Here is a 26,028-nt window from a genome sequence, read left to right on the forward strand (position 1 = left end):
CGTGACCGACCGCCGCGCCAGCTGGTTCAAGGGCGTCCTCGACCTGCTCGTGCTCGCCGGCCTCACCGACGGCGAGAGCTACGGCTACGAGATCGCCAAGGTGCTCAATGCCGCGGGCTTCGGCCAGATCAAGGGCGGCACGCTCTACCCCGTGCTCAACCGCCTGGAGGAGGCGGGCCTGGTCTCCGCGGAGTTCCGCGCGACCGAGAAGGGCCCCGGCCGCCGCTACTACCGGCTCACCGACGCCGGCCGCGAGACCCTCGGCGAACAGGGCGGCCTGTGGCTCGCCTTCGACGCATCCGTACGCGACGTCCTCGCGAAGGCGGGAGTGACCCCACGATGAACGCTCTCAACGCGCGTCACGAGCGCGACGGCTACCTCGTCCGCCTCGCCGAGCAACTGCGCGAGCACGGCCTGGCCGCCGACCACATCGAGGCGACGGTCGACGACCTCGCCGCGCATCTGGACGAGTGCGGAACCGAGGACGCCGAAGGCGAGTTCGGCCCCGTCGACGAGTTCGCCCGGCAGCTCGCCCCCGGCGCGGGCGGCGCCCCCGAGGCTCCGCCCGAGCAGGTGGAGATCTGGCGCTGGACCGCCGACATCTACGTCGACGAGGAGCTCCTGAACCGCTTCGGCGACGAGGGGTGGGAGGTCGAGCGCGTCGACGCCCTCGGCCGCTTCGTCAGCCACCGGGACGCGGCGCGGGCGCAGCGCTGGGAGTACCGCAGGGAGCTGGTCACGCGCGGCCGCGAGGGCATCGACGAGCGGCTCGCGCCCGACGGCTGGGAGCCGTGCGGGACCTGGGTGGTCTACGCGTGGTTCAAGCGGCCGAGGGCGGCGAGCCTCGGGCCGGCAGCCCGGGTGGAGTCACCGCCGCCGGTGCCGGAGCGGTCCCGTTTCCTCAGCCGGAAGTTCTACGCTCTGCTGGCCGCGCTCGCCGTCCTGCTGGTCGCCCTCGCCGTCGCGGTGGCCGTGGCCGACGGCGAGGCGAGCTCAGGCCTCGGCGTGGTGGCGGGGGCGCTCGCCGGAGCGGCGGCGGGGGCCGGGGCGATGGTGGCCGTGGCGGCGGCCCTGCGGACATGGCGAAGGCGCCGCCCCAGCTGACCCGCGGACGCGGGGGCGGGGCGGCGCCTCTCGGGGGCACGGACCACAGCGCGCGGGCCTCGGTCGGCGGCGCCGCGGCGGCGGCGCTCAGCCCTTCAGTGCCGCCTGCATCATCGCCTTGGCGATCGGCGCCGCGAGACCGTTGCCGCTCACCTCGTCGCGCGCCGCGCTGGACGACTCGATCATCACCGCGACCGCCACCTCCTTGCCGTTCTCACCCTTGGCGTACGACGTGAACCAGGCGTACGGCGTCTTGCTGTTGTTCTCGCCGTGCTGCGCGGTGCCCGTCTTGCCGCCGACCGTGGCGCCGGGGATCTTCGCGTTGGAACCGGTGCCCTTGTCGACGACCGTGCGCATCGCGGACTGCAGCCCCTCGGCGGTGGACTCGTCCATCACGCGCTGGGACTCGGCGTCGTCGTACTTCTCCAGGACGTTCCCGTCGGCGTCGCTGATCTGCGAGACCATGTGCGGCTTGGCGAGCTCGCCGCCGTTGGCGATGGCCGCCGACACCATGGACATCTGCAGCGGCGTCGCCGTCACGTCGAACTGGCCGATGCCGCTGAGCCCCGTCTGCGCCTTGTCCATGCCGGAGGGGTAGACGCTCTTGCCCGCGCGCACCGGCACGTCCAGCTTGTCGGCGTTGAAGCCCAGCTTCTCCGCCATCGACTTGACCTTGTCCTGGCCCAGGTCGACGGCCATCTTCGCGAAGACGTTGTTGCAGGAGTACTGGAGCGCCGTGCGGATGTCGGCGTTCTCACAGGGCGCCGACCGGTTCTCGTTGTGGAGGACCTGCCGGGTGCCGGGCAGCGTGTACGGGTTCGGGCTGTCCGTCCTCGTGTCCACCGAGCCGTACAGACCGTCCTCCAGGGCCGCCGCCGCGACGACCAGCTTGAAGGTCGAGCCGGGCGGCAGCGGCTGCCGCATGGCGCGGTTGACCATCGGCTTCTCCTTGTCGGTGGTCAGCTTCTTCCACATCTCGGAGTCCGTGGAGCCGCTGATCTTCGACGGGTCGTACGACGGGGTCGACACCATGCCGAGGATCTTGCCGGTCTCCGGGTCGATGGCGACCGCCGCGCCCTTGGTGTCGCCCAGCGCCTTGTACCCGGCCTTCTGCACCGCCGGGTCGATGGTGGTCACGACGTCGCCGGGGTCGGCACGCTTGTCGGTGAGCGTGTCCAAGGGGTTCTTCAGCCGGTTGTCGGTCCCGTCGAGCAGGTCCTTGTAGATGCCTTCGAGCTGGGTGGCGCCGAAGACCTGGGAGCTGTAGCCCGTGACGGGCGAGTAGAGGTCGCCGTCCTTGTAGGTGCGTTTGTACGCGAGGTCTCCGCCCTTCGTCCGCTCGGAGCCGGTGATGGCCTCACCGCCCACGATGATGTCGCCCAGCGGGTGCGCGTACTGCTCGATCGCGTTGCGCCGGTTGTGCTTGTCGTCCGCGAGCGCCGTCGAGTCGTGGAACTGCACCCATGTCGCCCGTATCAGCAGAGCGAGCACGAGCAGCAGCGCGAAGACCGAGGCGCGCCTGATCGTCTTGTTCATCCCGTGGAAGGACGAGCGGGCGGACGGGTTTCGTTCCCATCTGAGCCGGTTGTGGGCGTTTTCTCAGGAAGTCCTCAGGAAGTCCGCACAAGCCCTCAGGAAGTCCGCAGGAAATCGGCCTCGTAGGCCGCGATCACCGCCTGGGTGCGGTCCCGTGCGCCGGTCTTGGCGAGGACGGCCGCCACATGCGTCTTCACCGTCGCGGGGCCGACGTCCATCCGGCCGGCGATCTCCGCGTTGGTCAGCCCCGCCGCCATCAGCCGCAGGACCTCGCTCTCCCGGCCGGTCAGCCGCGCCACCCAGGCCGGCGGCTCCGCCGCTGCGGAGCCGTGCCGGGTGGCCAGCGCCCGGACCGCCGCGGGGAAGAGGAGCGAGTCGCTGCGCGCGACCAGCCGGACCGCCTGGACGAGCTCGTCGGCCTCCGCCCGCTTGAGCAGGAAACCGGCGGCCCCGGCGCGCAGCGCCTCGTACACGTACGCGTCGTTCTCGAAGGTCGTCACGACGACGACGCGCGGCGGCCCTGGCACCGACCTCAGGATCCGCTCGGTGGCGCGGATGCCGTCGACCTCCGGCATGCGGACGTCCATCAGGACCACGTCGGGCCGCAGCTCCCGTACGACGGAGACCGCCTCGGCGCCCGTCGCCGCCTCGCCCACCACCTCGATGCCCGGCTCGGCGGAGAGGATCGCGCGCAGGGCGGTGCGCACCATCCGCTCGTCGTCGGCGAGGACCACTCTGATGTCGTTCACCGGCATGGCCGTCATGGCTGTCCCTTCAGCGGAAGTCGTACGTGCAGTCGCCAGGTGCCCGACGCCGGGCCCGCCTCGCAGGCGCCGCCGAGCAGCCGGGCCCGGTCCGCGACACCGCGCAGCCCGTGGCCGCCGCCAGGGCGGCGGTCGGGTCGGCGGTCGGCGGAGCCGGACGGCAGCGGGTTCTCGGCGGTGACGGTCAGGTCCGGTCCGTCCAGAGTGACGCGCAGGGAGACCGGGGCGCCGGCGCCGCCGTGCCGCAGCGCGTTGCTCAGGGCCTCCTGGACGATGCGGTAGGCCTCGCGGGAGATCAGCGGGGGCAGGGCGGCGGGGTCCGCGTCGACGGTGGCGGACACCGGCAGGCCGGCCGCCCTGGTCCGGTGCAGGAGGCCGTCCAGGTCGGTGGCGAGGGTGGGGGCCGGCGCGGTCGGGCCGCTGCCGCCGGTCTCCCGCAGCACACCGAGCACCGCGTCGAGTTCGCCGACCGTGCGGCGCGTGGTGTCCTCGATGGCGGCCAGCGCCTCCCGGACGAACTCCGGGTCGTGGTCGAGGACCCGGCGGGCCGCGCTCGCCTGGAGCGTGACGGCGCTCAGCGCGTGCCCGACCGAGTCGTGCAGCTCGCGCGCGAGGCGGTTGCGCACGGCGAGGTCGGCGGCGCGGCGCTCGGCGGCGGCGAGTCGGTCCGCGGGCGTCGGCCCGAGCAGGTCGGGCGCCCAGCGCGCGAGCAGCCCGCCCGCCGTGGCCGCGCACGCCGCGAGCGCCACCAGCGAGGCCACCCCGATGACCGGCGCGAGCACCACCATCCAGGGCTCGCCGAACACCCCCGGCATCCCGATGCGGCTCTCCCCGAGCACCACGAAGAACGGCAGCGCGATCAGGACGCCCGCGAACGGTGGCAGCGCCAGTGACATGCCGCTGATCACCCCGCCCAGACCGAGGTGCAGCGTGAACCACGCGGCGGTGCGCCCGCGCGCGGCCCGGGACCGCGCGGGCCCCTCGGCGAGGGAGTCGTCCGGCACCGCGCACAACGCCCGCACGGCGGCCACCGACATCGGCCGGGTCAGCGGGAACAGCGCGGTGACCGCGGCGAGCGGCAGCCCCACCGCGAACGCGCTGAGCTGGGCGCCGAACGACTCGAAGAGGCCGCTGTCGCCGAAGAGCGGGCCGACGATCACCGAGCCGACGAAGACGTACGGCATCGCGAGGGCGCCGCCGAGGATGAGGTGGATCCACCGGCGGCGGGCCCGGCGCCCGAACAGGACGCCCGCCCGGCGCCCGGCCGGGACGGTGGCGCGTGGCCTCACGGGGTGGGCCCCGCCCGCTCCTTGAGGAACCGCACGCCGAGAGCCGCCACGACCGTCCCGGTGATCATGTGCACAGCGTAGGTCAGGTACATCGGGCCCGTGGGCCGCCCGGCGGCGTCGCCGAGGGTCGTGAGCGAGCCGAGGAGCAGCCAGCCGCCCCAGCACGCCACCGCGCCCGAGCCGAGCCAGGCGAACGCGAGCGGCACCCCGACGGGCAGGGCGCGGCCCCACCGGAAGACGAGGAGCAGGGCGCCGGCGGCGGCGAGGGCCGGGTAGAGGGCGTTGAGGAACTCCAGGGCGTAGAAGTCACCCGAACGCCCTTGGATCCGGGACGCGTTGAGGCCCGCGGTGGAGCCGGTGGCCCACAGCAGGTGCACGGCGACGGTGCCGAGCGCGAGGAGGCCCGCCGCGACGGCGGCGGCGCGCGGACCGCGGCCTGGGGCGGGCGGCAGGTCGCCCACGCGGCCGCGCCACAGGTGGCCCCAGCGGCCCAGGGCGTACCGGACGAAGAGGGTGCCGAGGGCGAGGGCCTGGACGATGAAACCGCCGTAGACGACGCCGAAGACCCAGGGTCGGAGGAAGGGCTCGGCAGCGCCGTCGTCGGCGGTGGCGTCGCCGGAGAGGGCGCCGACCAGCAGCGTCAGCGGGAACCCGGCGACGATCGGCAGCAGCAGCCCGGACGCCGCCCACATCGGCGGCACGAGCAGCCGGGCGGGCGTGCGCAGGCCCCAGGGCCGGGTGAGCAGGGCCGCCAGCACGATGACGGCCAGGTCCATGAGGACGGTCAGACCATTGGCGCAGATCATCAGCGCCCGGTCGTCGAGCAGCGGACTGCCGTCCGGGATCCCGAGGCGACTGCCGCAGATCCAGGCGACCTTGAGGGCGAGATACGGGGCGCAGGCGATGCCGACGACGGTCCGCAGCACGCGGCCGTGTGGGCCGGGGGCGGCGTGCGGGGAGGGGGATGAGGTCTGCGGCATCGGGGCCGGCGAGGCGGGAACCGGCGGGGCGGGGGCCGGTGTCAGGGGCGGCGGAGAGGGGGACCGTGGATGCTTCATGGCTCCACGCTCCCGCCGGGACGGCCCCCGCACCTCCTGCGCCGTGCCGATCCGCCTCCGCCGTGCGGGGGAGGGTCAGCCGCCGTCCAGGACGAGGACCACCTCGTCGATCTCCGCCCCGCGCGCCGCGGCATAGCCCCGGTCCGCGCCGAAGCGCCGGAACCCGCACTTCTCCAGGACCCGGATCGAGCCCGTGTTGTCCGCCGCCGCGCGGCCGTACAGCGGACGCTCGGGGATCAGGTCAAGGAGGCCGCGCAGCGCTGCCGTGGCGAGCCCGCGGCCCCAGTACGCACGGTCGATCCAGTACGTCACCTCGCGCTCACCCGGCTCCCCGTACACCCCGGCGCTGCCCACCACGTCGCCGTCGGCGAGGACGGTGCGGATGGCGGTGTCCGGGTCCGAGCGGATCTTCGCCCAGTGCGCGTCGAAGCGGTCGCGGTCGGCCCGGTCCTCGGGGGTGAAGGCGGCCATGTGCCGGGACTCGGGATCGCTCATCTGCCGGAAGAACACCGGCAGATCGCTGTCGTGCACCGCGCGCAGGCTCACATCCATGCGTCAGATCCTACGAGTCGCCAGTGTCAGCCGGTCGCGGGCGTCGAACAGGGCGTCCTTCACCATCTGTTCGTGCGCGGGGGTGAGCCGCGCCACCGGCACCGAGCAGCTGATCGCGTCGCGCGCGGGGGTGCGGTAGGGGATGGCGACGCCGAAGCAGCGCAGCCCGAGTGTGTTCTCCTCGCGGTCCACCGCGAAGCCCTGCTCGCGCACCGCGTGCAGCTCCTCGATGAGCTTCTCGCGGTCGGTGATGGTGTGCTCGGTGAGCGCGGGCAGCGTCTCCGGGAGCAGCTTGCGGACCTGCTCGTCGGTGCGGGTGGCGAGCAGCGCCTTGCCGAGCGAGGTGGAGTGCGCGGGCAGCCGGCGGCCGACCCGGGTGAAGGGCCGCAGGTAGTGCTGCGACTGGCGGGTGGCGAGGTAGACGACGTTCGTGCCGTCGAGGCGCGCGAGGTGGATGGTCTCCGTGGTGTCGTCGGAGAGCCGGTCCAGGGTCGGCCGGGCGGCGGCCACGACCTCGTCGCCGTCGATGTACGACGTGCCGACGAGCAGGGCGCGCACGCCGATGCCGTACCGCGTGCCGGTCGCGTCCGTCTCCACCCAGCCGAGCTCGACCAGGGTGCGCAGCAGCATGTAGAGGCTCGACTTGGGGTAGCCGACGGCCTCCTGGACCGCGGCCAGCGAGTGCATTCCGGGACGGCCCGCGAAGTACTCGAGCAATTCCACCGTGCGCACCGCGGACTTGACCTGCGCACCGCCTCCGGTCTCGCCAGCCGACATCGCCCTTGACCCCTTTGAACGCCGAGAAATAGTCTCCGAGTCCCCGCACATTCACCGACGGAGACGGCGTTCAGCATATCGAACGGCCCTGGTGAGTGGCATACCTCCGGCAAGACCCCTCGAAGACCCCGGCAAGACCCCTCATACGTCTCAGGTCATACGTCTCAGGCAGTACCTCTGGAAAGGGAATCCGCGGTGGCAGCAGCACCAGTCTGGAGTGTCGACCCCCGAACCGGGAAGCAGCGCGAGCAGGTTGCGGTGGAAGCCACAGCCGAAGAGGTCGACGAGGCGGTCCGCGCCGCCCGCGCCGCCGCGCCCGCCCTCGCCGACCGCGCCGTCCGCGCCGCCTTCCTGCGCACCGCGGCGGACCTCCTCGAAGAGGCCGGGGACCACCTCGTGGAGGCGGCCGACGCGGAGACCGCGCTCGGGCCCGTCCGGCTCACCGGCGAACTCGCCCGCACCTGTTACCAGTTGCGCTCCTTCGCGGACATCGTCGACGAGGGCGCCTTCCTCGGCGTGGTCATCGACCACCCCGACGCCACGGCGACCCCGCCCATCCCCGACCTGCGCCGCTACAAGATCCCGCTCGGCGTCGTCGCGGTCTACTCCGCCTCCAATTTCCCCTTCGCCTTCTCCGTGCCCGGCGGTGACACCGCGAGCGCCCTCGCCGCGGGCTGCCCCGTCGTCGTCAAGGCCCACCCCGACCACCCGGGCACCTCGGAGCTGGTCGCCTCGGTGCTGCGCAGGGCGGCCCAGCGGCACGGCGTCCCCGAGGGCGTCGTCGGCCTGGTGCACGGCTTCGACGCGGGCGTCGAACTCGTCGAGCACCCGCTGGTCGCCGGCGCCGGCTTCACCGGTTCCATCCGGGGCGGGCGCGCCCTCTTCGACGCGGCCGCCGCCCGGCCCGTGCCGATCCCCTTCCACGGCGAGCTCGGCTCCCTCAACCCCGTCGTCGTCACCGAGGCCGCGGCCGCCGAACGCGGCGAGGAGATCGGCACCGGACTCGCCGGCTCGATGACGCTCGGCGTCGGCCAGTTCTGCGTCAAGCCGGGCCTGGTCCTCGCCCCCGAGGGCGCGGGCGGCGACCGGCTGGTGAAGTCCCTGACCGACGCGGTCAGCAACACCGGGTCGGGGGTGCTCCTCGACCACCGGATGCGGGACAACTTCGTCGCCGGGGTCCGCGAGCGCGCCGAACTGCCCGACGTGGACGCCCCGGTGACCCCCGGCGCGGGCGGCGAACACACCGTCAGCGCGGGCTTCCTGACCGTCCCGGCCGCCCGCCTCGCCGCCGAGGGCGCGCACGACCTGCTCCTGGAGGAGTGCTTCGGGCCGGTCACCGTCGTCGCGCGGTACGCCGACGACGCGGAGATCACCGCCGTCCTCTCCCGCCTGCCCGGCAACCTGACCGCCACCGTGCAGCTCTCCTCGCGGGAGGCGGCGGGGGAGAGCGGCCGGGGCGCCGAGCTGCTCGCCGAGCTCACCCCGCTCGCCGGGCGCGTCCTCGTCGACGGCTGGCCCACGGGCGTCGCCGTCGCCCCGGCCCAGCACCACGGCGGCCCCTACCCCGCGACCACCTCGACCTCGACGTCCGTGGGCGGCACGGCCGTCGAGCGCTGGCTGCGGCCCGTCGCGTACCAGAACACCCCCGAGGCGCTGCTCCCGCCGGAGCTGCGCGACGCCAACCCGCTGGGGGTGCCGCGTCGCCTCGACGGCCGCCTGGAACACTGAGGCCATGGACGTCACCCTTCCCGAACTGCCCTTCCCGCTGCGCACCTACGGCCCCGACGGCCACTGGTCCCACGAGGACGGTGTGCTCACCGGCTGGGCGGGCCCGCGCCAGGACCGCTTCGTGCCCCCGACGTCCGGGGTGCCGGAGCCGGCCTCCGACGCGCCCCGCCTGCTCGGCGCCCCGGAGGGTGACTTCCAGCTGATCGCCCGCGTCACGGTCGGCTTCGCGGCCGCCTTCGACGCGGGCGTGCTGTATCTGCACGTGGGCGAGCGCGAGTGGGCCAAGCTCTGCCTGGAGCGCTCGCCGGACGAGCCGACGATCTGCACGGTCGTCACCCGCGGCCACTCCGACGACGCCAACGCCTTCGTGGTGGACGGCAGCACCGCGTGGCTGCGCATCAGCCGTACGGGCTCGGCGTTCGCGTTCCACGCGTCGACGGACGGCGAGCGGTGGACCTTCGTACGGATCTTCGCCCTCGGCGACGAGGAGACGGCGGGCGCGGCCCTCGTCGGCTTCATGGCCCAGTCGCCGGTGGGCGAGGGCTGCGTGGTGACGTACGACCACATCGAGTTCCGGCCGAACTGGCCCAAGGGTCTGCGCGACGGATCGTAGGCCTCGCGACGGCACCGGGAATGAGGCGCTTTGCCCGTACGTTGACAGCGTGAGCGGAGGCCGCCTCCGCGCCCCCTGACGTACGACCTGAAGAGAGCCACACACATGCGCGTCGAGATCTGGAGCGACATCGCCTGCCCCTGGTGCTACGTGGGCAAGGCCCGCTTCGAGAAGGCGCTCGCCGCCTTCCCGCACCGTGACGGCGTCGAGGTCGTGCACCGCTCCTTCGAGCTGGACCCCGGCCGGGCCAAGGGTGACACCGGGCTGGTGCTGCCGATGCTCATGGGGAAGTACGGGATGAGCGAGGAGCAGGCCCGCGAGGGCGAGCGCAGGCTCGGGGAGAACGCCGCCGCGGAAGGGCTCGACTACCGCACCGAGGGCCGCGACCACGGCAACACCTTCGACATGCACCGCCTCCTGCACCTCGCCAAGGCGCGGGGCAGGCAGGACGAGCTGATCGGGCTGCTCTACCGCGCCAACTTCGCCGAGGAGCGGTCCGTCTTCGCCGACGACACGCGCGTCGTGGAGCTCGCCGTCGAGGCGGGGCTCGACGCGGACGAGGTGCGGGCCGTCCTCGCCGACCCCGAGCGGTACGCCGACGACGTCCGCGCGGACGAGCGCGAGGCCGCCGAGCTGGGCGCCAACGGCGTGCCGTTCTTCGTCCTCGACCGCAAGTACGGGATCTCCGGCGCCCAGCCCGCCGAGGTCTTCACCCAGGCGCTGGAGCAGGCCTGGGGCGAGCGCGCGCCGCTCACCACCCTCGCCACCGCCGACGGTGACGGCGGCGGCGACGCGTGCGGTCCCGACGGATGCGCGGTTCCGCGGGGCTGAGCGGCCGTTTAGGTTGATCCCCATGGAGTCCATGGGGATCAACCACCGCGGCACCGGCGACCTCGGCACCGGCCACCTCGGCAGCGAATTCGCTCCCACCTCGACCTACCTCAACACCGCCGTCTGCGGGCTGCTGCCCCGGCGCGCCGCCGAGGCGGTGCGCACGCTCGTGGCCGAGAACGGTGACGGACGGCCGGGCGGCGCGGGCGACTTCGAGGTGGTCGACGCGGCCCGGGCCGCGTTCGCCCAGCTCGTCGGCGTGGCGCCGGGGCGCGTCGCCGTCGGCACCTCCGTCGCCGTGCACGCGGGACTGATCGCCGCCTCGCTGCCCGCAGGCGCCGAAGTCCTCGCGGCCGAGGGGGAGTTCGCGTCCATCGTGAACCCCTTCGTGCTGCGCGGCGACCTCAAGATGCGGTACGCGCCGCTGGAGGAGCTGGCCGCCGCCGTCGGCCCAACCACCGCGCTCGTCTCGTTCTCGGCCGTCCAGTCGGCCGACGGCCGGACCGCCGACCTCGCCGCCGTCCGCGCGGCGGCGGCCGCCCACGGCGCACGCACCCTGCTCGACGCGACCCAGGCGGTGGGCTGGCTGCCGCTCGACGCGGGGGCCTACGACTACACCGTGACCGGCGCCTTCAAATGGCTGCTGTGCCCGCGCGGCACGTCGTTCCTCACCGTGGGCGAGGCGGCGCAGGAGGAGCTGCGGCCGCTGCACGGCGGCTGGCTCGCGGCGGCCGACACCTGGCACTCCACGTACGGTCCGCTGACCGAACTCGCCCCGGACGCCCGCCGGTTCGACGAGCCCACCGCCTTCCTCGCCTACCACGGCGCCGCCGCGGCGCTCTCGCTCGTCGAGGAGTGCGGGGTGGACGCGATCCACGCGCACGACACGGCGCTCGCCGCCCGCTACCGTGCCGGACTCGCCCGGCTCGGCCACGCGCCGGTGCCGGGGGAGGCCCCCATCGTGTCGGTGCCCGGGCTCGCCGACCGCGCCCCAGAGCTGGCCCGGGCCGGCGTCCTCGTCTCGGGGCGCGCGGGACATCTGAGGGCGGCGTTCCACCTGTACAACACGGAGGCGGATGTGGACCGGCTCCTGGATGTCCTCTCCGGCTGAACCCTGGCGCGCCGGGCCGCGAAACGCCACGCTTGCAGCACGGGGTGGTCCGCACGGAGTGGTCGCACGGAGTGGTCGCACGGAGTGGCCCGTACGAGGTGGCCCGTACGGGGGGCCTCACACGGTCGTCCGCGCGAGGGGGTGGTGCCGGTGGAGCCGTCCTTCGAGTCGCCGTCCTCCGAGGGGTCGGGTTCCGAGGGGCCCGACGCTGACCTGCACCGGCGCCTCGTCCACGGCGAGGAGGCGGCGCTCGCCGCGGCCCACGCCGCGTACGGCGTGCTCGTCCGCGCCGTCGCGCTGCGCGTCACCCGGGACCGGGCCGCCGCCGACGAGGTGGCCCGGGAGGTCTTCGCGCTCCTCTGGAGCAGGCCCTACGCCTTCGACACCCGTAGGGGCAGCCTGCGCGTCCAGCTCTCGGTGCGGGCCCACCACCGTGCCGTGGACTGGGTGCGCGGCGAGGAACGGCACCACAAGAACGCCACCGACGAGACCGCCCCGCGCGCAGTCCCGGCCCCGGCGCAGGGGAATGGGCAGGTGCAGGGCGCGGATGCGGCCAGCCCGGGACAGGAACGCTCCCTGCTCCTGCACTCCGCCCTCGCCCGACTCCCGCTGCCCCAGCAGCAGATGGTGCACCTCGCCCACTTCGCGGGCCGCACCTACCGGCAGGCCGCCGTCGAACTCGGCATCCCCGAGGCCACCGCGCAGGCCCGCCTGTGCGCGGCCCTGCGCGCTCTGACCGAGACGCTCGCCGACCCCGCCCCGCGAGGTGAGCACCCGTGACGAACGGCCACGAAGCGGTACGCGAACTGCTCGGCGCCCGCGCCGTGGACGCCCTCCTGCCGGGCGACGCGGCCGGGATCGCCGCGCACCTCGACGGCTGCGCGTCCTGCGCCGCCGAGGCCGCGCGGCTGCGGGCCGCGGTGCGGCATCTGGACGGGCCCGCCGTACCGGACCCCGCGCCCGGCGCGACCCCCGCGGCGCACGGTCTCTCGCTGGCCCTGCGCACCCGCGCCCCCGCCCTGCGCACCGCCCCGCACGCCGCGCCCTACGCCGCCGCGGTCGCCGGACTCCAGGTGCTGCTCGCGGAGCTGGACGGACGCGGGCCCTGGGACGCGCCGGTCGGGCACGGCCGGAACGTGCACGACACGGTCGCCCGGCTGATCGCCGCCGACGAACCCCTCGCCCACCATCTCGGGCCCGCCCCCCGTCCCCGTACCGGCGTCGCCCGCGTGCCGGACGGCGCGCCCTGGCGTGCGGTGCGCGAGGCGCGCATCCGTGAGGTCGTCCGGCGGGAGCGGGCCCGTACGCCCGCGCAGACCGTCTCCACGTGGCGCGTCCAGGCCGCCGGGCTGCTCTCCACCCCGGCCGCCCACGACACCGAGCGCGCCGCCCGCGCCACGGAGCTCGGCGGAGTACGGCTGCCCGTCGCCGACCACTTCCTGGCGCGGGCCCTGGACACCTGGGCGCACGCCGACGGCATCGGCGCCGCGCTCGGCCTGCCCGTACCCCCGCCGCCCACCCCGCACCTGTGGCAGCTCGTCCGCCTCGGCGTCCGCCTCCTCGGCCCCGCACTCGGCCCGCAGGCACCACCGGTCGCGCTCACCGTCGCCGGGGAGGACGGCGAGACGGTGTGGGTGCTGGGCAGCGCGGCGGACCCGGTACGCGCCGAACTCGTCCTGCACCCCGTCGACTTCTGCCTCCTCCTGACCGGCCGCCGCACCCCGGACCACATCCCACGAGGCACATCCGGCGACACCGCCTCCGCCCGCCGCCTACTGTCCCGGGCGGCGTCACTGGTGTGACCGGGGGGCTCAGCAGGTGTGGTGCCGGGAGGCGTCGTCGCCGGGTCCGCACCGCCGGGAGGCCGGGCGGTCCGTTGCGGTCCGTGTGCTCCGGAAGCCTGTCGCTGTCGCGTTGCGCGCACGTCCGCGGTGCCCGCCTCCTCGGCGACGGAGCAGGTCTCCGCGACGGGGCCGCCCGGAGCGCCTGCCGCCGCGGCCCCGCAGCCTTCGGTCGACGTCGGCCAGGCAGTCGGGCTGGCAGTGCTGGGGGTACGCGCCGGGCGGCAGCCGGGGTGCTCGGCGGGTGCGTGCCGGGTGGTGTCGTCGGCGGGCCCGCACCGCCGGGGCGGGGGAGCTCCGCCGTCAGAGCTCGCCGCGTCTCTCCGGGCAGTCTGCCGTCTCCGTGCGGAGGCTTGTCTCCACCTTGGCGAGGAGCCTCGTGAGGGCCTCGCGTTCGTTCTCGTCCAGGCCGGCCAACGTGTGGCCCTCCAGCTCCGCCCACGCGCGCTCCACCTGGGCCAGCAACCCGCAACTCGCCGCGCTGGCCTCGACGAGCACCGCGCGCCGGTCCGCCGGGTCGGGGCGACGTCGTACATGTCCCGCCTGCTCCAGGCGCTGCAGCATCTTCGTGACCGTCGACGGGTCGAGGCCGACCGCCCTGATCAGTTCGGACTGGCGCACCGCGCCGGCCTCCCACAGGTGCATCATCACGAACTCCTGGCCCGGGTAGAGGCCGAGCCCCTTCAGGGCCTTGCCCGCGGCGATGCGGTGCAGCCGGGCCACCCGGCTGACGGCGAGGCTGACGGGGCCCGCCGCGGCGACACCCGCCGCCCCGGGGGTACAGACGGGGTCGCCCGCGGGCGCCTTCGCGGTGTCGGCCTTCATTGCGAGCTCCTGTCGTCCGTCGTCGCTGCCCCGGTGGCCTGTCCGGATCCCGTGCGGGACCACCGTCTTCCGAAAGATTACCTTGGTCGGCCAAGGAATGGGCTATAGTCGCCCTCAGTCCATTCGTTGGCCGACCACATAAACCAGCCCGGGAGATCCTGATGAGCACCGCGTTCGATCCGATCGACCTGTCCGGCCGCCGCCTCCGCAACCGCATCGCCATGGCCCCCATGACCCGCAGCCGCGCCGGTGCGGGCGGTGTCCCCACGGAGCTGACGGCCGAGTACTACGCGCAGCGCGCCTCGGCCGGGCTGATCGTCACCGAGGGGATCCAGCCTTCTGTGGTCGGCCAGGGTTACCCCGACACCCCGGGCCTGCACAGCGCCGAGCAGATAGCCGGCTGGCGCAAGGTCACCGACGCCGTGCACGCGGCGGGCGGCACGATCTTCGCCCAGCTCATGCACGCGGGCCGGGTCGGCCACCCCGTGCTGCTGCCCGACGGACTGGTCAACGTCGCCCCCTCGGCCGTCGCCGCACAGGGGCAGGTCTACACGGCCGAGGGCCCCAAGGACTTCGTCACCCCGCGCGAGCTGACCGACGCGGAGATCCGCGCCACCGTCGCCGACTTCGCCGCCGCCGCGCGGAACGCCGTCGACGCGGGCTTCGACGGCGTCGAACTGCACGGCGCCAACGGCTACCTCATCCACCAGTTCCTCGCGCCCGGCTCCAACCGCCGCACCGACGCATGGGGCGGCCCGGCCGAGCACCGCATCCGCTTCGCCGTCGAGGTGGCCGCGGCCGTCGCCGCCGAGATCGGCGCGGACCGCACCGGTTTCCGCGTCTCGCCCGGCAACCCCGCCAATGACATCTCCGAGCCCGACCCCGCGCCGGCGTACACCGCCCTCGCCAAGGAGCTGGGCGCGCTCGGCCTCGCGTATCTGCACGTCATGGAGGTGGGCGAGGTCCGCGAGCTGACCCAGCGGCTGCGCGGGGAGTTCGGCGGCACCCTCGTCCTCAACCCGCACACGGACGGGCCCACCGGCCACGACGCGCTCGCCCTCGTGGAGGACGGCACCGCGGACATCCTCACGTTCGGCGCGCTGTTCCTCGCCAACCCCGACCTGCCGGCCCGCCTGCGCAGCCGTGGCCCGTACAACACCCCGGACCGGGCGACCTACTACGGCGGCACCGAGAAGGGCTACACCGACTACCTGCCGCTGTGACCGGGCGGACCCGTCGCAGCAACGGGCCGGCCCGGCACCCCGAAAGGGTGCCGGGCCGGCCCGTGTCCGCGTTACCTCACCTGACCGGGGTGAAGTCCCGCGCCCCGATGTACTCGGGCCGGCGCACCGGCGCCGAGAACGGCTCCACCGCCGGGTTCTCCACGCTGTTGAACACGATGAAGACGTTGCTGCGCGGGTAGGGGGTGATGTTGTCCCCCGAGCCGTGCATGGCGTTGCAGTCGAACCAGGTCGCCGAGCCGGCCTCGCCCGTGAACAGGCGGATGCCGTGGTCGGAGGCGAGGTGCGTGAGCGTCTCGTCGGACGGGATGCCCGCGTCCTGCATCTGCAGGGACCGCTTGTAGTTGTCCTTCGGCGTGGCGCCCGCACAGCCGAGGAACGTCTTGTGCGACCCCGGCATGATCATGAGACCGCCGTTGGTGTCGTGGTTCTTCGTCAGAGCGATGGACACCGACACGGTCCGCATGTTGGGCAGGCCGTCCTCCGCGTGCCAGGTCTCGAAGTCCGAGTGCCAGTAGAACCCGGAGGCACCGAAGCCCGGCTTCACGTTGATCCGGGACTGGTGGACGTAGACGTCCGAGCCCAGGATCTGCCGCGCCCTGCCGACGACCCGGGGGTCGGCGGCGAGCCTGCCGAAGAGCTCACTGATCTTGTGCACCTCGAAGATCGACCGGATCTCCTGGGAGCGCGGCTCGACGATGGAGCGGTCGTCCGCACGCATCGTCGGGTCGTTGATGAGCCGCTCCAGCTCGGCGTGGTACACGCTCACTTCGTCCGGGGTGATCAACTGGTCGATCGCCAGGAAACCGTCCCGCTCGAACCCGGCCAGATCCCCGGCCGTGATCGGCCCAGCAGCACCCGGCTCGGACCACACGACGGGGTCCTTGCGCTCGATGAGCACCTCTTCGGCGCCTCGGGTCGGGTACAGGTCACTGGTGCGTTCGGGTGCGGTGGTCATGGTGTTGCCTGCCTCTCCTCTCGTACGGCCCTGTTCGGGATGTAGTCGCGGGTCAGCCCGCGTCCGGCTCCGTGAGCAGCGGGTACACGCCGTTCTCGTCGTGGTCCTCGCGGCCCGTGACGGGCGGGTTGAAGACACACAGGCAGTGGAAGTCTTCCTTGATCCGCATGGTGTGCTTCTCGTGCCCGTCGAGCAGGTACATGGTGCCCGGCGTGATGGTGTACTTCTCGCCGGTCGTGTCGTCGGTCAGTTCGGCCTCGCCCTTGGTGCAGACGACGGCCTCGATGTGGTTCGCGTACCACATCGACGTCTCCGTACCCGCGTACAGGATCGTCTCGTGCAGCGAGAAGCCGACACGCTCCTTGGCGAGGACGATGCGCTTGCTCTCCCACGTGCCGGACGCGGCCTTCACATGGCGGTCGGTGCCTTCAATGTCCTTGAACGAACGGACGATCACGGTGAGTTGGTTCCTTTTCTCTTACGGTGCCGGGGGCTCGGATCCTGCGCCGCTCAGGCGGTCTCGCGGACCGCGCGGGCCAGCGTGCGGAGCCCCTCGTCCAGCTCGTCGGGGGTGATGGTCAGCGCCGGAAGGAGCTTGACGACCTCACCCTCGGGGCCGGAGGTCTCGATCAGCAGGCCCAGTTCGAAGGCCCGCTTCGCCACGGCGCCGGCCCGGTCCTTGTCCAGGAACTCCATGCCCCAGACCAGGCCGCGGCCGCGGAACTCCTTGATGTCGGCGCGGTTCTCCTCGACGATCGCGGCGAGCACCTGCTCGACCTGCTCGCCGCGGGCGCGGGTCTGCTTCTCCATCGCCGAACCGTCGGACCAGTAGGTCTCGAGCGCGGCGGCGGCCGTCACGAACGCCGGGTTGTTGCCGCGGAAGGTGCCGTTGTGCTCGCCCGGCTCCCAGACGTCGAGCTCCGGCTTGAACATGCACAGCGACATCGGCATGCCGTAGCCGCTGATGGACTTCGACACGGTGACGATGTCCGGCGTGATGCCCGCCTCCTCGAAGGAGAAGAAGGCGCCGGTGCGGCCGCAGCCCATCTGGATGTCGTCGACGATCAGGAGCATGTCCCAGCGCTCGCAGACGTCGGCGAGCTTGCGCAGCCACTCGGCGCGGGCGACGTTGATGCCGCCCTCGCCCTGCACCGTCTCGACGATCACGGCGGCGGGCTGGTTGAGGCCGGAGCCCTGGTCCTCCAGGAGGCGCTCGAACCAGATGAAGTCGGGGGTCTGCCCGTCCAGGTAGTTGTCGAACGGCATCGGGGTGCCGTGCACCAGCGGGATGCCGGCGCCCGCCCGCTTGAAGGCGTTGCCGGTCACCGCGAGGGAGCCGAGCGACATGCCGTGGAAGGCGTTCGTGAACGACACGATCGACTCACGGCCCTTGACCTTGCGGGCGAGCTTCAGCGCGGCCTCGACCGCGTTGGTGCCCGTCGGGCCCGGGAACATGACCTTGTACGGGAGGTCACGCGGGCGCAGGATGATGTTCTGGAACGACTCCAGGAAGGCGCGCTTCGCGGACGTCGACATGTCCAGGCCGTGCACGACGCCGTCGCGCTCCAGGTAGTCGATCAGCGCGCGTTTCAGGACCGGGTTGTTGTGGCCGTAGTTGAGCGAACCGGCACCGGCGAAGAAGTCGAGGTACTCGTGGCCGTCCTCGTCGAACATGCGGCTGCCCTGCGCGCGGTCGAAGACCGTAGGCCAACCGCGGCAGTAGCTGCGCACCTCCGACTCCAGGGTCTCGAAGACGCTCAGGTCGGGCTGGGTGATGGTCACAGCGAATCTCCTGGGAGATGGAAAGGCGTGGAAGTGGGGGGTTGCGGACGTGCGGGGGGAGCGAAGTTCAGGGGGCGATCGGCTCAGTGCCCGATCGGGCCGATGCGGTAGAGCACCTCTGGCTCATGCCCGTCATCAGGGAAAAGACCCGCGTCGAAGAGGATCTTCCGCTCGACCGACGCGCCGTGACGGCGCGCGTAGGAGAGGAACAGCCGCTCGGAGGCGGTGTTCCCGGGCGTGATGGTCGTCTCGACCGTGGTCAGCTCACGCTCGGCGGAGACCTTCGCGGTCAGTCCGTCGAGCAGTGCGCCGGCCAGCCCGCGTCCGCGCTGTTCGTGGTCGACGGCCACCTGCCAGACCAGCAGGGTGTCCGGGCGCTCGGGGCGGATGTAGCCGGTGATGAAACCGGCCGGCTCGCCGTCGGCGCCACGGGCCACCACCGAGGTCGCCGCGAAGTCGCGGCACCACAGCAGGTAGCTGTACGAAGAGTTGAGGTCCAGCACCTTGGAGTCGCGGGCGATACGCCAGATGGCGGCGCCGTCGGCGACAGCGGGGCTGTCAAGGCGCAGCCCCTCAGGCATTTCCAGGAATTTCGCCTGCAGGTCGGTCGGTAGATCGGCTTGTGCAGCGGTCATGCGGATTGAATTTACCGAGCAATTTCTGGAATTGCATCGGGGGGAGGGGTTACGCGAAGGCGTCTCATGTGTTATCGCGCGAGCATGCGCGCCCGCAGGAGCAATTGGCGTTATGCCCGACTTTGACCGGGAAAATCTTCGCGAAACGGACCTTGTGTGGAGTGCGTCACATGCCCGTAACCCGTGAGGGGGGCGTCCGAATTACGGTGATTGGTGCTGTTGAAATCTTAGTGTTTAGGTCCGGGGAAAGCGGGCAGAAGAACACGGAAAGCTGTGTTGATAAAGAATTCGTGAGAATGCGCGGATGAATTGGCTGACGGGGCGCGGAGGGTGCCTTTTAGGTGCGCCCGAAACATGTTTCCGCGCGCCCGAAACGGGTTGCGGCGCGTCCGGTTCACGTGCCCGTCACCCCGTCGACGCGCTCCCGCAGAAGGTCCGCGTGGCCGTTGTGCCGGGCGTACTCCTCGATCAGATGGATCAGGATCCAGCGCAGACTGACCTCGGACTCGCCGCCCGTTACGGCGGCCTCGGCCGCAGTAAGCCGCCCTGTCTCGTCCGGCGTGCGGCCCGCGCAGATCTCCCGGTTCACGGCGACCTCGTCCTCCCACACGGCGAGGACCTGGGCGAACGTCCTCGACCGGTCCACGGCGAAGCCGCCGGGCGCGCCCTCGTAGATCGCCGGCACCTCACGCCCGTCGAAGATCCGCTGGATCCAGTTCCGCTCCACCTCGGCGAGGTGCTGCACGAGACCGAACAGCGAGAGCGTGGACGGCTCGACCGGCGTGCGCAGCGCCTGCTCGTCGTCGAGCCCGGCGCACTTCACCGCCAGCGTGGCCCGGTGCAGGTCGAGCCAGCTCGCCAGCATCGTCGACTCGTCGGCGGTCAGCGGCGGGATGTGACGGCCGTCCGGAAGCGTGGTCATGACAGGCACGGTGCCATGAGGGGGTGGACGGGCGCAGCGATTTCGTCCAGGTCGGGTAGGTCGAGGTCGGGGGTGGTCCCGTGTGCCGGGGTGCGTAGGCGATGCCATGCCACCCCGCATACGTACGCAGTCTCGTGCCGGTCTGCGTACGGCTGCCGGTCTGCGTGCGGCCGCAATCCTTGCACCGGTGCACGGCAGACGCCCCGGACCCGTCAGGCCCGGGGCGTCGGCGTTCCGTTCCGCTCAGGGACAGGCCCTCAGTCCCACGCGTCCGTCACCGCGCGCCGGGCCCCCTCCAGGTCGACCGCGAGGCCGGCCTCGCCCATCGCGGCGCCCAGGGCCGCGACGCAGGCGTGCACCACGCCAACGGTCGCGTCCGGGCCGTAGTGGTTGACCCGGATCATCTCGGTGGCCAGCGCCCCGCCCCCCGCGACCAGCGGAAGCACCGGGTCCGCGGCGAGCGCCCTGGCCACGAGCTCCGAGGCGTCGACACCCGGGGGCGTCCGCAGCGTGGTGGCGACCGGCGCCGCGTCCACGGCCTCGTGCACGTACGGCGCCAGGCCCCCGCCCAGCGCCAGCGCGCCCGCGCGGGTGGCGACCGCGGCGGTGGCGTGCCGCGCCATCAGGGCGTCGAGGCCCTCCGACTCGATCCGCTCCACACACGCCTCGAGCGCCAGCATCTCCAACTGGGCGGGCGCGTGCAGCAGCGCCTTCCTGCCGCCGTCGATCCAGCGCTCCTTCCAGTCCAGGAGGGAGAGGTAGGAGCGGCGCGGCGCCTGCGGGTTGGCGGCGATGCGCTGCCAGGCCCGCTCGCTGACGGAGACCGCGGAGACGCCCGCGGGCCCGCCCATCGCCTTCTGCGCGCCGATCACGCACAGGTCCACGCCCCACGCGTCCGGCAGCAGCGGCTCGGCGGCCACCGAGGCGACGGCGTCCAGCATGAACAGCGCCCCGTGCGCCCGTACGACCTCGCCGATCTCCCCGACGGGGTTGGTGTTGCCGGTGGCCGCCTCCGCGTGCACCAGGGAGACGAAGTCGATCTCCGGGTGCTCGGCGAGGGCCTCGCGCACCTGCTCGGCGGTGACGGCGGTGTGGAACGGCACGGCGAGGTCGACGACGGTCGCGCCGCAGTCCCGCAGCCAGTTGCCGAAGGTCTGGCCGTACGGTCCGGTGATCACGTTCAGCGCGGTGGTGCCCGGCCGCGCCGCGCCCCGGATGCATCCCTCCAGGGGCAGCAGGGCCTCACCCTGCATGATCACGACGTCCTGCTCGGTGTCGAGCAGCCGGGCCACCCGCGCCTCGATGGCGGTGAAGTGCTCGGCGCTCAGCGGCGCCAGGTCCAGAAAGGGGTGCGTCACAGTACTGCTCACGTCACTGCTCACTTCGCTCACGAGTTCGTTCGGGCTGCGGTACCGAGCGTACCGACCGGCCTCGTGCGCGCCGACCGGTGTACGCGCCGACCGGTGTACGTACCGACCGGCCCGTGTCGGGCGTTTCGGGTGCCTCCTAAGCTGCTGCCATGAGCGATCACGCGGTGCTGCACGTGAAGGGGCGGGTGCTCGTCGGGCCCGAGGACGTACGGGACGAACTGTGGGTGGTCGGCGGGAGGGTGACGTACGACCGCCCGGCCGGGACCGCGGCCGGCGACGTCCGCACCGTCCAGGGCTGGGCGTTGCCGGGCCTGGTCGACGCGCACTGCCACGTCGGCCTGGACGCGCACGGCCCGGTCGACGCCGCCACCGCCGAGAAGCAGGCCCTGACCGACCGCGAGATCGGCGCGCTGCTGCTGCGCGACGCGGGCTCGCCCTCCGACACCCGCTGGATCGACGACCGCGAGGACCTGCCCAAGATCATTCGGGCCGGCCGCCACATCGCGCGCACGCGCCGCTACATCCGCAACTACGCCCACGAGATCGAGCCCGAGGACCTGGTGGCGTACGTCGCCCAAGAGGCACGGCGGGGCGACGGCTGGGTCAAGCTCGTCGGCGACTGGATCGACCGCGAGGCCGGCGACCTGACGGCGTGCTGGCCCCGCGACGCGGTACGGGAGGCCATCGCCGAGGCCCATCGGCTGGGCGCCCGCGTCACGGCCCACTGCTTCGCCGAGGACTCGCTGCGCGATCTGGTCGAGGCGGGCATCGACTGCATCGAGCACGCCACGGGGCTGACGGACGACACGATCCCGCTCTTCGCCGAGCGCGGCGTGGCGATCGTGCCGACCCTGGTGAACATCGCGACGTTCCCGGATCTGGCCGCGGGCGGCGAGAAGAAGTTCCCCCGCTGGTCGGACCACATGCGCCGACTGCACGCGCGCCGCTACGACACCGTGCGCTCCGCCTACGACGCGGGCGTCCCCGTCTTCGCCGGCACCGACGCGGGCGGCTCCCTCGCGCACGGTCTGGTCGCCGCGGAGATCGTCGAGCTGACCCGCGCGGGGATCCCCGCGGTGGACGCGCTCTCGGCGACCACGTGGGGCGCGCGAGAGTGGCTGGGGCGCCCGGGTCTCGCCGAGGGCGCGCCGGCGGACCTCGTGGTGTACGGGGCGGATCCCCGGGAGGACGTGCGGGTGCTTGCGGCGCCGCGGCGGGTCGTGCTGAACGGGCGGGTGGTGGGGTGAGGTTCGCCGGCCGCCGGGGCGTCCGCCGTGTCTGGGCGTCGACCTGCACGTCGACGGGTGCTGACGGGGCGCTGACGGGGTGTTGACCCGGGCGTGACGTGATCGCGTCGTGGCTCGTTGGAACCGGTCCGCGGGGGAGCGTGCGTCAACCGCCGTGCGCGGGAAGGCGGTTGCTCGGGTGGTGCGAGGGAACGCGTGTGCCGGGGGATTCGAATGCGCGGGCGGAAACCTCCCTTTGGAGTGAACTCACGTCAGGTTGCTGACCGTTCACTCTCAGTGCGTAAAGATTCCCGCGTCGTCCCCCGTCGATGAGGGGCGACGCCATCGGCCGTCGCGCACGTGCTGTCCCCTGTGGCGTGCGCCGCCGGTGGCCCGTATCTCCTGTGGGGGTTCCACCACCTTGAACAGCAACACCTTCGGCATGCCCGCGCGCACCTTCCCGAACGGCAACGCCTTCCGTACGTCCGTGCGCCGCCTCTCCGTGGTCGCCGCCGCCACCGCGCTCGTCGCCGGGCCCATGACGCTCGCCGGGGCGGGGCCCGCGGGCGCCACGGGCGGCGACACCGGTCACCGGGGCGGGCGGGCCGACGCCGTCGTCCTGCGCACCGGGCTGAACGTCTCCCTGCTCAACAAGACCGTGAACGTCCCGCTCAAGGTCGCCCTGAACGAGGTGCAGGCCCCCGCCGACGCGAACAAGACGGCGCTGACCGCCCGGCTCGACGGGGTGAACGGCGGGCGTCCGTTCAGCGTGCTGCGGGCGGATGTGGCCACGGCGAAGGCGACGGTGCGGGGTGACACGGCGAAGGGGTACAGCAACATCGCGCGGGCCCGGGTCCATGTGCCGGGGCTGCCGTTGCTCTCCCTCGTCGAGGTCGAGCAGGTGACCTCCAAGGCGGTCTGCACGGCGGGCGAGCGGCCGGTCGCCGAATCGAATCTGCTGGGCGGGGTGACGGTGCTCGGCAAGAAGGTCACGCTGACCGCCCACGGGACGACCGAGGTGAAGGTGCCGGGGGTCGGAGATGTGCGGCTGGAGCTGTCGAGGACGCGGACGACGTCGCGTACGGCGGCGGCGTCGGCGCTGGAGCTGAAGGTGAACGTGAACCCGCTGAAGCTGAACGTGGCGGAGGTGACGGGGACGGTGACGTTGGCCGGGGCGGGGTGTGAGGTGCCGGCGGGGGTACGGACGGGGCCGAAGCCGCAGGGGGAGCCGGGGAAGCCGGAGGCGCCCGCTCCGGAGCGGGAGGCCAACTTGGCGGAAACGGGCGGGAGTTCGCTGACGCCGTATGTGGCGGGTGGGGCTGTGGTGCTGTTGGTGGCGGGGGGTGGGGCGCTGATGGCGGCGCGGAGGCGGCGGGGCTGAGGTTTGGTGGCGGGGGCGGGAGGTCGGCGCTCCCGCCGAGCGGTGCGGGGTGAACGCCCGCCCCTACTCCCGCCTGACGGTGCGGGGTGAACGGGTGGGTGGGTGGGAGGTATTCGCCGCGGAGCGGCGGGATGGTAGGGGGCGCAGGCAACTGCGGAGCCTAGCCCCCCGGCCCCGTCAGGGGCCCACCGTCTCCCGCAGCGCAGCGACAAACGCATCCGACGTCGCCCGCCCCCGGACGGCAACCCGGATCCAGTCAGGCCCCAGGCCAGGAAACGTGTCGCCGCGCCGCACCGCGAACCCCCGCCCCCGCAGCCGCTCCCGCACCCCGGCCGCCCCCGGGACCCGTACCAGGACGAAAGGACCCTCCGCCGGTCCCACCGCGCTCACCCCCGCGGAGGACAACTCCACGAGGCCCGCGAGGAGATGGGCGCGGTCCGCCGCCACGCGGTGTGCCGCGTGGCCCGCCTCCGCCAGGGCCCGCGGACTCACGCACGCCCGCGCCGCCGCCAGCGCGGGCGACGACACCGGCCACAGCGGCTGCGCCTGCGCGAGGGCGCGGATCGTGTCCGGCGCGGCCAGGACGTAGCCGATCCGCAGACCCGCCAGGCCCCACGTCTTCGTGAGGCTGCGCAGCACGATCAGGCCGGGCACGTCGGTGCGGCCCGCCAGCGCTTCCCGCTCACCCGGTACCGCGTCCATGAACGCCTCGTCCACCACCAAGGCCCGCCCAGGGCGAGCCAGTTGGGTGAGGGGGCCCGCCGGGTGCAGGACCGACGTCGGGTTCGTGGGGTTGCCGACGACCACCAGGTCGGCCTCCTCCGGCACCGCGGCCGGATCCAGCCGGAAGCCGTCCTCCTCCCGCAGCAGCACCCGCCCCACCTCGTGCCCCGCGTCCCGCAGCGCCGCCTCCGGCTCCGTGAACTGCGGGTGCACCACATAGGGGTGACGGACCTTCAGGGCGCGGGCGAGCAGCACGAAGGCCTCCGCCGCTCCGGACGTCAGCAGCACGCGGTCGGCGGGCACGCCGTGGTGGGCCGCCACCGCCTCGCGCGCCGCGCGGCCGTCCGGGTAGGCCGCGAGGTCGTCCAGGGAGGCGGCGATCACCTCCTTCAGCCACGCCGGGGGCGTGTCGGAACGTACGTTGACCGCCAGGTCGGTGAGGGCCGCGCCGTCGTCCCGTACCTCCGCGTCACCGTGGTGGCGCAGGTCCGGGGCGGCCGGGCGCGGGCGGGCCGCCACCGCGCACGTCGCCATCGACGGGCGGCCCGCAGGCGTCGACTTCCTCTTGGGGACGACCAGTTCACCGCCTCCGCGCAGCGCCGCCGCCTCCGCCACCGACGGCGTGCCCACCGCGGCGCGCGACCGCGCGGACGGGTTTGGCACCGTCACCTCCGCCAGCTCGCGCGCCGAGTACGTCACGAGCGGCACCCCGAGCGCGGCGGCGGCGCGGACGATCGCCGGCTCCTCGCCCTTCACGTCGACCGTCGCCAGCTCGGCGACCGCGTCCTCGCCCCGGCCGGCCTCCCGGACCGCGGCCCTGACCAGGCCGAGCACCTCCTCCACCGGGGCGTCCTCACAGGCGCCGACGCCGACGACGAGGACGGCGTCGGGGTCCGGGTGTGTCATCTGTCCGGCACCGGTACCGGCGGCCCTGGCCATGCGGGGAGGTCCTTTCGTACAGAGGTGGGGGAGTGGCGGATGTGCGGGGCGCGGGGTCCATCGGATAGCAAGGGCCCATGGCGGTGTTCGTGGCGCTCGGCGCCTTTCTCATGACCCTGGTGGGCGGCTGGACGGCCCAGCGGGTCACCGACCGGCGCCATCTGGTGCTGGGTCTCGCGGGGGGCCTGATGCTCGGTGTCGTCGGCCTCGATCTGCTGCCGGAGGCGCTGGACGCCGCGGGCGGCCTCGTCTTCGGCGTACCGGCCGCGCTGCTCCTGTTCGTCGCCGGCTTCCTCGTCGCCCATCTGGTGGAACGCCTCCTCGCCGGCCGGCAGGCCGCGCACGGCGCCGACGGGCACGGGCACGAGCGGGTCCCCGAGGTCGGACTCACGGCCGCCGCCGCGATGGTCGGGCACAGCGTCATGGACGGCGTCGCGATCGGCGCCGCCTTCCAAGTGGGCGGCGGCATGGGCGTCGCCGTGGCGCTGGCCGTCGTCGCCCACGACTTCGCGGACGGCTTCAACACGTACACGATCACCAGCCTGTACGGAAACGCCCGCCGCAAGGCGCTTGCCATGCTGTTCGCGGACGCGGCGGCCCCGGTCGTGGGCGCCGCGTCGACGCTGCTCTTCACCATTCCGGAGCAACTGCTCGGCGGCTATCTGGGCTTCTTCGGCGGCGCGCTGCTCTACCTCGCGGCCGCCGAGATCCTGCCCGAGGCGCACCACGACCACCCGGCCCGCTCGACGCTGCTGTGCACGGTGGCGGGCGCGGCGTTCATCTGGCTGGTGGTGGGCCTCGCGGGCTGAGCCGCCGGGAGCG

General features: G+C 73.2%; 26 protein-coding genes. 12 read left to right on the forward strand and 14 right to left on the reverse strand.

The genetic code is table 11. The features are described 5' to 3' along the window. Window position 1 precedes the first annotated feature (1 nt). Window positions 2-343 carry a PadR family transcriptional regulator gene (locus ACZ6CV_RS04500; RefSeq protein WP_469249517.1) on the forward strand — a complete coding sequence of 114 codons (342 nt, stop codon included), beginning with the start codon at window positions 2-4 and terminating at the stop codon, window positions 341-343. After that, on the forward strand, window positions 340-1,104 hold the full coding sequence (locus ACZ6CV_RS04505) for a hypothetical protein (protein ID WP_469249518.1): 765 nt from the start codon (window positions 340-342) through the stop codon (window positions 1,102-1,104). The genes ACZ6CV_RS04500 and ACZ6CV_RS04505 overlap by 4 nt, the downstream gene beginning before the upstream one ends. Before the next feature lie 87 nt (window positions 1,105-1,191). Here ACZ6CV_RS04505 and ACZ6CV_RS04510 read toward each other — a convergent pair whose 3' ends face one another. From ACZ6CV_RS04510 to ACZ6CV_RS04535, 6 genes are all read right to left on the reverse strand, one after another. Then, window positions 1,192-2,640, reverse strand: coding sequence for a peptidoglycan D,D-transpeptidase FtsI family protein (locus ACZ6CV_RS04510; RefSeq protein WP_469249519.1), 1,449 nt, complete (start codon window positions 2,638-2,640; stop codon window positions 1,192-1,194). A 95-nt stretch (window positions 2,641-2,735) separates the two neighbouring features. Further along, a complete protein-coding gene (locus ACZ6CV_RS04515; RefSeq protein WP_469249520.1) occupies window positions 2,736-3,404 on the reverse strand; it encodes a response regulator transcription factor in 669 nt (222 codons plus the stop codon). Then, window positions 3,401-4,693, reverse strand: coding sequence for a sensor histidine kinase (locus tag ACZ6CV_RS04520; RefSeq protein ID WP_469249521.1), 1,293 nt, complete (start codon window positions 4,691-4,693; stop codon window positions 3,401-3,403). The genes ACZ6CV_RS04515 and ACZ6CV_RS04520 overlap by 4 nt, the downstream gene beginning before the upstream one ends. Continuing rightward, window positions 4,690-5,673 carry a hypothetical protein gene (locus tag ACZ6CV_RS04525; protein ID WP_469249522.1) on the reverse strand — a complete coding sequence of 328 codons (984 nt, stop codon included), beginning with the start codon at window positions 5,671-5,673 and terminating at the stop codon, window positions 4,690-4,692. Before ACZ6CV_RS04525 ends, ACZ6CV_RS04520 begins: the two co-directional genes overlap by 4 nt. A 153-nt stretch (window positions 5,674-5,826) precedes the next feature. Next, window positions 5,827-6,303, reverse strand: a complete 477-nt coding sequence (locus tag ACZ6CV_RS04530; protein ID WP_469249523.1) for a GNAT family N-acetyltransferase — start codon at window positions 6,301-6,303, stop codon at window positions 5,827-5,829. A gap of 3 nt (window positions 6,304-6,306) precedes the next feature. Continuing rightward, window positions 6,307-7,080, reverse strand: coding sequence for an IclR family transcriptional regulator (locus ACZ6CV_RS04535; RefSeq protein ID WP_469249524.1), 774 nt, complete (start codon window positions 7,078-7,080; stop codon window positions 6,307-6,309). Window positions 7,081-7,275: 195 nt separating this feature from the next. On the opposite strand from ACZ6CV_RS04535, the gene ACZ6CV_RS04540 reads away from it, so the two are divergent. From ACZ6CV_RS04540 to ACZ6CV_RS04565, 6 genes are all read left to right on the forward strand, one after another. Next, on the forward strand, window positions 7,276-8,808 hold the full coding sequence (locus tag ACZ6CV_RS04540) for an aldehyde dehydrogenase (NADP(+)) (protein ID WP_469249525.1): 1,533 nt from the start codon (window positions 7,276-7,278) through the stop codon (window positions 8,806-8,808). Window positions 8,809-8,812: 4 nt separating this feature from the next. Further along, window positions 8,813-9,421 (forward strand): DUF1349 domain-containing protein, encoded by a 609-nt coding sequence (locus ACZ6CV_RS04545; RefSeq protein ID WP_469249526.1) that lies wholly within the window; start codon window positions 8,813-8,815, stop codon window positions 9,419-9,421. Window positions 9,422-9,526: 105 nt separating this feature from the next. Continuing rightward, a complete protein-coding gene (locus ACZ6CV_RS04550) occupies window positions 9,527-10,252 on the forward strand; it encodes a DsbA family oxidoreductase (RefSeq protein WP_469249527.1) in 726 nt (241 codons plus the stop codon). Window positions 10,253-10,283: 31 nt separating this feature from the next. Then, window positions 10,284-11,363 carry an aminotransferase class V-fold PLP-dependent enzyme gene (locus ACZ6CV_RS04555; RefSeq protein WP_469249624.1) on the forward strand — a complete coding sequence of 360 codons (1,080 nt, stop codon included), beginning with the start codon at window positions 10,284-10,286 and terminating at the stop codon, window positions 11,361-11,363. Window positions 11,364-11,507: 144 nt separating this feature from the next. After that, a complete protein-coding gene (locus tag ACZ6CV_RS04560) occupies window positions 11,508-12,143 on the forward strand; it encodes an RNA polymerase sigma factor (protein ID WP_469249528.1) in 636 nt (211 codons plus the stop codon). Continuing rightward, entirely contained in the window at window positions 12,140-13,165 is a 1,026-nt protein-coding gene (locus tag ACZ6CV_RS04565; RefSeq protein WP_469249529.1) for a zf-HC2 domain-containing protein, read from the forward strand. The genes ACZ6CV_RS04560 and ACZ6CV_RS04565 overlap by 4 nt, the downstream gene beginning before the upstream one ends. A gap of 342 nt (window positions 13,166-13,507) precedes the next feature. Here the strand turns inward: ACZ6CV_RS04565 and ACZ6CV_RS04570 are convergent, their stop codons facing one another. Beyond that, a complete protein-coding gene (locus ACZ6CV_RS04570) occupies window positions 13,508-14,029 on the reverse strand; it encodes a MarR family winged helix-turn-helix transcriptional regulator (RefSeq protein ID WP_362376792.1) in 522 nt (173 codons plus the stop codon). Window positions 14,030-14,190: 161 nt separating this feature from the next. Here ACZ6CV_RS04570 and ACZ6CV_RS04575 point away from each other — a divergent pair, with 161 nt between their 5' ends. Beyond that, entirely contained in the window at window positions 14,191-15,252 is a 1,062-nt protein-coding gene (locus ACZ6CV_RS04575) for an alkene reductase (RefSeq protein WP_469249530.1), read from the forward strand. Between the two features lie 76 nt (window positions 15,253-15,328). On the opposite strand, the gene thpD is transcribed toward ACZ6CV_RS04575, so the two are convergent. From thpD to ACZ6CV_RS04605, 6 genes are all read right to left on the reverse strand, one after another. Then, entirely contained in the window at window positions 15,329-16,228 is a 900-nt protein-coding gene (gene thpD / locus ACZ6CV_RS04580) for an ectoine hydroxylase (protein ID WP_362376790.1), read from the reverse strand. A 52-nt stretch (window positions 16,229-16,280) separates the two neighbouring features. Beyond that, window positions 16,281-16,685, reverse strand: coding sequence for an ectoine synthase (locus tag ACZ6CV_RS04585; RefSeq protein WP_355818633.1), 405 nt, complete (start codon window positions 16,683-16,685; stop codon window positions 16,281-16,283). Between the two features lie 53 nt (window positions 16,686-16,738). Beyond that, window positions 16,739-18,010, reverse strand: coding sequence for a diaminobutyrate--2-oxoglutarate transaminase (gene ectB / locus ACZ6CV_RS04590; RefSeq protein WP_362376789.1), 1,272 nt, complete (start codon window positions 18,008-18,010; stop codon window positions 16,739-16,741). Between the two features lie 83 nt (window positions 18,011-18,093). Beyond that, complete coding sequence (gene ectA / locus ACZ6CV_RS04595; protein WP_469249531.1) at window positions 18,094-18,645, reverse strand: diaminobutyrate acetyltransferase; 552 nt, start codon at window positions 18,643-18,645, stop codon at window positions 18,094-18,096. Window positions 18,646-19,039: 394 nt separating this feature from the next. Further along, on the reverse strand, window positions 19,040-19,567 hold the full coding sequence (locus ACZ6CV_RS04600) for a DinB family protein (RefSeq protein WP_469249532.1): 528 nt from the start codon (window positions 19,565-19,567) through the stop codon (window positions 19,040-19,042). Window positions 19,568-19,824: 257 nt separating this feature from the next. Next, window positions 19,825-20,925 (reverse strand): pyridoxal-phosphate-dependent aminotransferase family protein, encoded by a 1,101-nt coding sequence (locus tag ACZ6CV_RS04605; protein WP_469249625.1) that lies wholly within the window; start codon window positions 20,923-20,925, stop codon window positions 19,825-19,827. 161 nt (window positions 20,926-21,086) lie between these two features. Between ACZ6CV_RS04605 and ACZ6CV_RS04610 the strand changes: the two genes are divergently transcribed. Together ACZ6CV_RS04610 and ACZ6CV_RS04615 are read left to right on the forward strand one after the other, a co-directional pair. Further along, the gene (locus ACZ6CV_RS04610; protein WP_362376785.1) at window positions 21,087-22,184 is read left to right on the forward strand and encodes an amidohydrolase family protein; all 1,098 of its coding nucleotides are present in this window, start codon (window positions 21,087-21,089) and stop codon (window positions 22,182-22,184) included. 421 nt (window positions 22,185-22,605) lie between these two features. Next, window positions 22,606-23,544: an SCO1860 family LAETG-anchored protein gene (locus ACZ6CV_RS04615; protein ID WP_469249626.1), complete on the forward strand. Its 939-nt coding sequence runs from the start codon at window positions 22,606-22,608 to the stop codon at window positions 23,542-23,544. Between the two features lie 177 nt (window positions 23,545-23,721). Here ACZ6CV_RS04615 and cobC read toward each other — a convergent pair whose 3' ends face one another. Next, a complete protein-coding gene (gene cobC, locus ACZ6CV_RS04620) occupies window positions 23,722-25,173 on the reverse strand; it encodes an Rv2231c family pyridoxal phosphate-dependent protein CobC (protein WP_469249627.1) in 1,452 nt (483 codons plus the stop codon). 110 nt (window positions 25,174-25,283) lie between these two features. Here cobC and ACZ6CV_RS04625 point away from each other — a divergent pair, with 110 nt between their 5' ends. Next, the gene (locus tag ACZ6CV_RS04625; RefSeq protein ID WP_469249533.1) at window positions 25,284-26,015 is read left to right on the forward strand and encodes a ZIP family metal transporter; all 732 of its coding nucleotides are present in this window, start codon (window positions 25,284-25,286) and stop codon (window positions 26,013-26,015) included. Window positions 26,016-26,028 lie beyond the last annotated feature (13 nt).

Source organism: Streptomyces sp. NPDC041713 (assembly GCF_055591085.1).

Bases quoted from the DNA above. Each gene is read 5' to 3' on its own strand.
- ACZ6CV_RS04505 (WP_469249518.1), top strand. From the start codon at position 340: ATGAACGCTCTCAACGCGCGTCACGAGCGCGACGGCTACCTCGTCCGC.
- ACZ6CV_RS04510 (WP_469249519.1), bottom strand. From the start codon at position 2,640: ATGAACAAGACGATCAGGCGCGCCTCGGTCTTCGCGCTGCTGCTCGTG.
- ACZ6CV_RS04515 (WP_469249520.1), bottom strand. From the start codon at position 3,404: ATGACGGCCATGCCGGTGAACGACATCAGAGTGGTCCTCGCCGACGAC.
- ACZ6CV_RS04525 (WP_469249522.1), bottom strand. From the start codon at position 5,673: ATGCCGCAGACCTCATCCCCCTCCCCGCACGCCGCCCCCGGCCCACAC.
- ACZ6CV_RS04530 (WP_469249523.1), bottom strand. From the start codon at position 6,303: ATGGATGTGAGCCTGCGCGCGGTGCACGACAGCGATCTGCCGGTGTTC.
- ACZ6CV_RS04535 (WP_469249524.1), bottom strand. From the start codon at position 7,080: ATGTCGGCTGGCGAGACCGGAGGCGGTGCGCAGGTCAAGTCCGCGGTG.
- ACZ6CV_RS04545 (WP_469249526.1), top strand. From the start codon at position 8,813: ATGGACGTCACCCTTCCCGAACTGCCCTTCCCGCTGCGCACCTACGGC.
- ACZ6CV_RS04550 (WP_469249527.1), top strand. From the start codon at position 9,527: ATGCGCGTCGAGATCTGGAGCGACATCGCCTGCCCCTGGTGCTACGTG.
- ACZ6CV_RS04555 (WP_469249624.1), top strand. From the start codon at position 10,284: ATGGGGATCAACCACCGCGGCACCGGCGACCTCGGCACCGGCCACCTC.
- ACZ6CV_RS04570 (WP_362376792.1), bottom strand. From the start codon at position 14,029: ATGAAGGCCGACACCGCGAAGGCGCCCGCGGGCGACCCCGTCTGTACC.
- ACZ6CV_RS04575 (WP_469249530.1), top strand. From the start codon at position 14,191: ATGAGCACCGCGTTCGATCCGATCGACCTGTCCGGCCGCCGCCTCCGC.
- thpD (WP_362376790.1), bottom strand. From the start codon at position 16,228: ATGACCACCGCACCCGAACGCACCAGTGACCTGTACCCGACCCGAGGC.
- ectA (WP_469249531.1), bottom strand. From the start codon at position 18,645: ATGACCGCTGCACAAGCCGATCTACCGACCGACCTGCAGGCGAAATTC.
- ACZ6CV_RS04600 (WP_469249532.1), bottom strand. From the start codon at position 19,567: ATGACCACGCTTCCGGACGGCCGTCACATCCCGCCGCTGACCGCCGAC.
- ACZ6CV_RS04610 (WP_362376785.1), top strand. From the start codon at position 21,087: ATGAGCGATCACGCGGTGCTGCACGTGAAGGGGCGGGTGCTCGTCGGG.
- ACZ6CV_RS04615 (WP_469249626.1), top strand. From the start codon at position 22,606: ATGCCCGCGCGCACCTTCCCGAACGGCAACGCCTTCCGTACGTCCGTG.
- cobC (WP_469249627.1), bottom strand. From the start codon at position 25,173: ATGACACACCCGGACCCCGACGCCGTCCTCGTCGTCGGCGTCGGCGCC.
- ACZ6CV_RS04625 (WP_469249533.1), top strand. From the start codon at position 25,284: ATGGCGGTGTTCGTGGCGCTCGGCGCCTTTCTCATGACCCTGGTGGGC.